Source organism: Neobacillus sp. BF23-41 (genome assembly GCF_041106275.1).
On record NZ_JBGBPR010000020.1, the window covers coordinates 78,611 to 85,195 of the forward strand.

Annotated in this window: 6 protein-coding genes; 2 read left to right on the top strand and 4 right to left on the bottom strand. The window is 35.7% G+C overall.

Going from position 1 to position 6,585, the window contains the following annotated elements; all coding sequences use genetic code 11:
- The first annotated feature begins 141 nt into the window (after positions 1 to 141).
- A complete protein-coding gene (gene gltC, locus AB7942_RS23180) occupies positions 142 to 1,053 on the top strand; it encodes a glutamate biosynthesis transcriptional regulator GltC (protein ID WP_369448690.1) in 912 nt (303 codons plus the stop codon).
- A gap of 152 nt (positions 1,054 to 1,205) precedes the next feature.
- Here the strand turns inward: gltC and AB7942_RS23185 are convergent, their stop codons facing one another.
- A complete protein-coding gene (locus AB7942_RS23185) occupies positions 1,206 to 1,568 on the bottom strand; it encodes a group I truncated hemoglobin (RefSeq protein WP_369448691.1) in 363 nt (120 codons plus the stop codon).
- 109 nt (positions 1,569 to 1,677) lie between these two features.
- A complete protein-coding gene (locus AB7942_RS23190) occupies positions 1,678 to 2,928 on the bottom strand; it encodes an ATP-binding protein (protein WP_369448692.1) in 1,251 nt (416 codons plus the stop codon).
- 553 nt (positions 2,929 to 3,481) lie between these two features.
- On the opposite strand from AB7942_RS23190, the gene AB7942_RS23195 reads away from it, so the two are divergent.
- On the top strand, positions 3,482 to 4,657 hold the full coding sequence (locus AB7942_RS23195; protein WP_369448693.1) for a YsnF/AvaK domain-containing protein: 1,176 nt from the start codon (positions 3,482 to 3,484) through the stop codon (positions 4,655 to 4,657).
- 236 nt (positions 4,658 to 4,893) lie between these two features.
- Here the strand turns inward: AB7942_RS23195 and AB7942_RS23200 are convergent, their stop codons facing one another.
- Together AB7942_RS23200 and AB7942_RS23205 are read right to left on the bottom strand one after the other, a co-directional pair.
- Entirely contained in the window at positions 4,894 to 5,700 is an 807-nt protein-coding gene (locus AB7942_RS23200; RefSeq protein WP_369448694.1) for a hypothetical protein, read from the bottom strand.
- Positions 5,701 to 5,889: 189 nt separating this feature from the next.
- Positions 5,890 to 6,585: RNA-guided endonuclease TnpB family protein (locus tag AB7942_RS23205; protein ID WP_369448695.1), on the bottom strand; the 696-nt coding region annotated here is incomplete at its 5' end.

Below are 6,585 nucleotides of genomic sequence, written 5' to 3' on the forward strand. Positions count from 1 at the left end.
GCCCCTAAAAATTTATTAAAAACAGTGAAAAATTACTTTTCTTAAATGTATTTTCATTTTATAATTTTATAATTAATAGTTTCAATCTTAATTTCCGATGAAATTAATGCATTTAACGCATGAATCTGGAGTGATTAAAAAATGGAGACGAGGCAAATTCAATATTTCCTAGAAGTGGCTAAAAGAGAGCATGTAACAGAGGCAGCAGATGTCTTACATGTTGCCCAGTCTTCCGTTAGCAGGCAAATCTTCAATTTAGAAGACGAATTAGGTGTGAAACTTTTTATTCGTGAGGGAAGAAGCGTAAAGTTAACCCCTATAGGAAGAATTTTTTATGAACGGATGAAACAAGTGTGGTATTTGATGGAGGATGCAAAGAGAGAAGTAGAAGAAAATTTAAATCCGGAAAAAGGAACCGTTCGAATTGCATTCCCTATTAGCATGGCCGCCCACACATTGCCTTCCATCATTTATGCTTTTCGAACTCGGTACCCGGATGCGAAATTTCAAATGAGCAATGCCCTTTATTATGATTTAATTGATGGTGTGGTAAATGGGGAATTTAATTTGGCCATGATGGCACCCATGCCCAATCCGGAAAAAGAAAAAAAAATCAAAGGAGCTACGTTATTTACAGAAAATATCGTTGCCCTCCTCCCTCTTCATCATCCATTATCTGATCGGGAATCGATTCGGTTACGGGATTTAAGAAATGACCCATTTTGTGTCCTGCCTGAAGGATTTGTATTTCGCGAACAGGTTGTTCAAGCATGTAGGGATGCAGGTTTTCCACCACTAATCGCATTCGAAGGGAAAGATATTGATGCATTAAAAGGGTTAGTGTCTGCTGGCTTAGGGGTAGCATTGATGCCAGAGATGACATTGGTAGATAACACACCGCGCTCCACTGTCGTGATTCCCATATCAGATGCGAGTCTCACACGCACAGTCGGTGTCATCTACCCGACACAACGTCAACTGCTCCCAACCGAAGCATTGTTTTATGATTTCTTACTTGAAACCTACGAAAGATTAAATGAGTTTAGAAAGTAAAAATTTCTTAAAGAACATTCTCCGGGTCGTGCCAGGCACGGAGATTAACAATATTCTTAAGAAAGAAACGTCCAAACTCACATTGTTAAAAATAAAAAGCTACCTTAGTGGCAGCTCGATCATTCTTCTAGGATCCGTTAGCAGAATAACAGTTATTGATACAAAATATCGTCTCTTAGTGAAGCTACTTTAGTTAAAGCTGTATCTATGTCTCTTTCATTCACTCCAAAGTGAGCAAGAGCATCGTGAAGATGTTTTACAATAGCATTAAAATGGGCTGGTTGGAGATTCATTCCTTGATGAGCTTTTGCCATAGATTGACCAGAATATTGATTTGGACCGCCTAATGCAAAACTAATAAATTTTGACTGATGACGGCGTTGTTTTTCCATATCCGTTTCTTTAAAAAAATGATTAACTGTCTCATCCTTAAGAACCAACTCCGAGTAAAAATAGTCCACAACTTTTGCAATCGCTTCTTCTCCGCCAACTTTTTCATAAAGTGTTTGTTCCATATACACACTCCTACTTTGAATTTAATAGAAGTATTTTCTGCAGAAAAATTGTTATTATTCCTGATCAAAAAAAGGGATTGTACAGCAATCTCACATTAATGGTTAATCTTTAGGTTATCTGTGGTAAAAGAATAATAACTTCTGTCCCCATATTCTTTTCACTGTTCACTTGTATTTTACCATTGAAAGAATGGACAATTTGAAAACTTACCATCATTCCAAGTCCTGTCCCTCTTTCCTTTAAGGAATAAAACGGAGATCCCAGCCTATCAATTTGCTTTTTTGTCATACCAATTCCTTGGTCCTTAATGGTAATCTTAATATACTCATCATCTGTTGAAATACATGTAATCCAAACCATTCCACCATTCGGCATAGACTCTATCGCATTTTTTAAAATATTAATCAATGACTGGTTCAATTTTTGAGGATTAGCATAAATCCAACAGTTATCAAAAAAATCAGTTTTAATTTCAACATTATGTTTCAGGGAGTAACCTTGAAGGATATTTACTACACGTTGTAACTGATAACCTACTTCGATTCTATCGCTGTTATTTATTGTGGGTTTTCCAAAGGATAAAAAATCATTAATAATTTCATTTGCACGATCTAATTCTTCAATGGAAATTTGGATATATTCCTTCTTTTCTTTAGGCAAATCAGGCTCGTCTAGAAGTTGGAGAAAGCCACGAGTCACTTGCATCGGATTTCTAATTTCATGAGCGAAAACACTTGTTAACTCACTTATCACTCGTAATTTCTCTGAGTTCAGCATCTCTGATCGAAGCTGATGAATCTCCCTAATCGTTTCATTTAACATTGTGAAGAACCAAGTAACTACCACTACAAAGATAAGATGAATAATCGGTACTTTAACATTCTCTATGGAAAAACCTCTTAGAATACCAAAAAAAGTAAGGCCAATAAGACAGTAGTAAAAGGAAAGACCAACAGCAATTTTAATCCTTTTATCTTTATGCGAACTTGCAAATGATTTTTGAAAAAACAATATAACAGGCAATGTAAATAATAAGGCAAGAAAAGTATTATAAAATCCTATACTGATTCCAGAATAAAGTCGATAAAGTATGATTAGCGCTGAAAGGAAGATTCCTGGCCAAAATCCACCGTATAAGGTGCCAAATAATAGAGGGATAATTCTTAACTCCAAACGAGCATTTTGACCAAAACTCACTGGAAAGGACATGCAAAATAATATTGATATGCCCCACAAAATGGACATGATTACGTTTCTATTTTTATCACTTTTTACCCTCTCTGTAATAAATGTAAAGTAAATAAAAATGGGTATTACCATAAACGTTAGTTGCAGCAAAAAATCTTTTATTATACTCATTTTTGTTACCTTTCATAATCTGTTCAATACCTGATTGGTGCAGAAGATATTTATTTTCAATATGTTTGTTACTGTTCCCTACAAACATATTTCATATTATACTTTAAAGTTATCATAATTCCCCCTAAAAAATAAAAATAGTGACAACTTCTCTTTAATAGAAATCGGCACTTCGTTTATTCGCTATACGTTATCGTGTCGCTTTTGGCGGTTGGCACTCGTCTCATTTACGTTGGTTATTATTTTTAAATTTCGTAATTTTTGTATGCTTTGATCCAAATAATTGCTGTGCTTTCTTTAATGATAATGAGACTGAACCAGGGTCAGTTCTTATCGTTATTGTCAGTCTATACAATCTTAAATTAAACAAGTGTAGCTCTAGAAATGTGCCTATTTGACTTGTTTTTTAGGTAAACTTCTTATTTTTTTTACAAAATATAATACTTCATTTCCATTATTAAATGTTTCAAGTGGATACCTCTGGGGTAGATATACTTTAAATGCGGATGTACTTTATATTCCACATTAACTATATTTTAGGAGGTACGATAGAATGAGTATGGAAAAAAGAATCGTTGGAACCTTTAATTCGGAGCAAGAAGTCTTGTATGCAATTGAAGAATTGAAACGTCAGGGGCATCGTGAAACAGATATGATGGTAGTGGCTGAAAATAGAAGTCGTATTCCATTGATCATTTCACACACTGGAGTTATGGTAGAAGCGGAGATACCAATGACTACCTTAGCAGGTGTTATGATGGACAGCTTTTTTTCCATAATGTCTGCAGGAATGGGCGGAGGAAAGGGAAACGTTCTGTCGAACAGGCTTATTGAAAGAGGACTACCAGTATTTACAGCAAAACAGTGTGAAGCGGAAATAAATAAGGGGAAAATGATTTTGCTGGTTGATACGAATGGAACTTACGACAGTCCTGTTAATAAAGCACAATATGAGACTGAAAGATATGAGACCGAAAAAACAGGAGCCGTCCAACTCCGTGAAGAACAGCTTGATATTATAAAAGAGCGTGTCCAAGTCGGAGAATTACAGCTCCATAAAGAAGTAGTTGAAGAACAGCGAACAGTGCAAGTTCCACTTATTCGAGAAGAAATTTATGTAGAGCGCCGTCCTGTCATTAATGGAAAGGTTGATGGCAGCCCGTTTACAGCGGATGAAATTATTCGTATCCCTATTATGGAAGAACGAATAGAAGTAACGAAAAGACCGGTAGTCGTTGAAGAAGTAATTGTAGGCAAGCGGAAAATTCAAGAAACAAAGCAGGTACAGGATGTCATTAGAAAAGAAGAAGCGCGGATTGAGCGTTCTATCCCCTCGCCGATGGAAGAAAAGAAACTGGTCACCCAAATGGCCATTGTAGGGCAAGAAGAAGTTATTACGGAAAGTCCCAATATTTTGATTGTGGAAGGAAATCCCGATATTTCAACCCTAATGAATGAGGTTAAAAAGCAAGAAACCCGCGAAAAACGCACAGGGTCCCTTACAGTTCAAGGAGAGAAAAACAAACCAGAATCATTTGCCAGTAAAAATGAAAAAGACAGCGGGACGCTAACAGATTCTCCTGTTCTTAAGGAAAGTGAAAGTTATGTACCTGTTTCAGCAGCTATTGTAAAAGAAGAAGCTTCTCACAACAACGAAAATTCTTCCTTAGATGAGGAAAATAAAAATAATAAAAATCAAATGAAAAAAAGAAAAAATAATAATCAGTAAATAGGATTGGATAGACTATGAAGTTCTTAGATACGATAAAAAAGCTGATTTCAAATCACTAAAATGTGATCTTTTGAAGTCAGCTTTTTTCTGAGGATTTATATAAAAAACTGTAGGATTCTAACCTACAGTTTTTCCACTAATATTGATGTTTTCACAACTTAACCCATTACCTTCACCTTGTATTAATTAATCTTTTACCTACCACTTGAAACACTTTCTGTAGGAATTCAACATCACATCTTTTCACATGCTCCTAATAATTTCTCAGTCTGTTCCATTAACAAGAACATTTCATCCCAAGAATTTTGGGTATTAATATTCTGGGAATGCGCCAAGTTGTTTCTTAATTTTTCTAATTGTTTAAAATAATGGTTCCCCTTGCTTTTTGTTTCAATACCCAAACGTTCCCTTAATGGTTTCTCATTAAGGACAATGTCTCTTTTATCACAAATCTGTAGACAATCACTTAATTGAATCGCTTCATTTTGTGACTTTCTAAGAGAAAATAATTCCTCAGCTAAGCTAATTCGATTGGGACTTAAATGTGTCTTCCAGGTATCTTCAGGAAAATAATGATTAATAATCCGATAAAGGTGCATCTCTAATAATGAAATCAACCCAAATAATAACATCCGAATGGGAGGTTTCTGGAGATCGGCTAGTGTTACAACTTTTGTTACCCTATTTCCTTCTAGTATAAATATTCTATCTATCTCTTTTAAAAAAAATAACGTATCGATAAGTGGTGTTGATTCCGAGACAAGTTCTGTCGGACTAAAACTCCGATAATATTCTATACAGGATCCTTCCTTCAATTCATTTCTTACTACATAACCAATGACGATTCCGTTTTCTTCAACACCTAAAACATCATAGTCTTTTATAATCATCATACTTTGAATCATTTCGGCATCGTCATGAAGATTACAAGTATCCATAGTTTCTGAAATACTGTTCACAGTGATGTTTCGCTCGTACAATGAACGTAGATTTTTATAAGAACTCACCTTATCATGTTGTTGCTTTGGAAAAAATGTCAAAACAGTCCCCTCCTATTTATGTAAATGACAGTACAGTACTGCATCGATTAGACTGGCAAAAGCAATCGTATCATTAATGTTTCAAAAACTGTTAATGAATATCCCCATTGCTGAAGCTAGGGGTTTCGAAAGAATAGGCTTTAAAGCCGCATTGTCTTTACGAGGGCTACCACAAGTCCCGCTACTACATCAGACCGAGGCCTTCAGCTTTGCCTTTCTTTTCTTTATAATGATTATTTTTCGTGGGGATTGGAGGAACTGTTTTCTCTCCAGTCCTTCGAAGATATCCTTGGTATGTTTACGGACAATATTAAAAGCTCCATTCACATCGGCATGGATCAAAATCTTAGAACCTTTGATTTTGTAAAAAGCTCGACTGCTTCTATACCCGCTAAAATTAGTTTGGGGCTCTTCCCCGTAAGTTGGAATCGGGTCATGATTCAAGAAACTAGATTTAGAGGTATAGCTTTCTTCTCGAACAATGACTTGAATTCCATGTCGCTCTGCTTTGTATCGAATCATTCCTATGAAAGTGGCAAAAGGGATTTGTATGAAGGTTTGTTTACTAGTCTTTTGCATATCAACCTCCATCTTCCAACCCTTATTTTTTCCAATGATGATCGTATCTATGGTTCTTTCTTTCGCAATCTCCACCACTTTTGCGCTGGCCTTATGTAAGAAATCCATGACTCGATTGTTTCTTTTTCGGTCTAATGAAATTAATCTTGTCGTGTGAAACTTCCCTTCCTTTGGTCCTTTTCCATTTCGAAGGATACTCATGTATTTGGCTCTTAATTTGTTATAGTACTGATTGATCGATTTTAACCATTTGCCCTTGATAAGCAGAGGCTTTAGCCCCGTGTTATCGATGATAGTTGCCAGGTT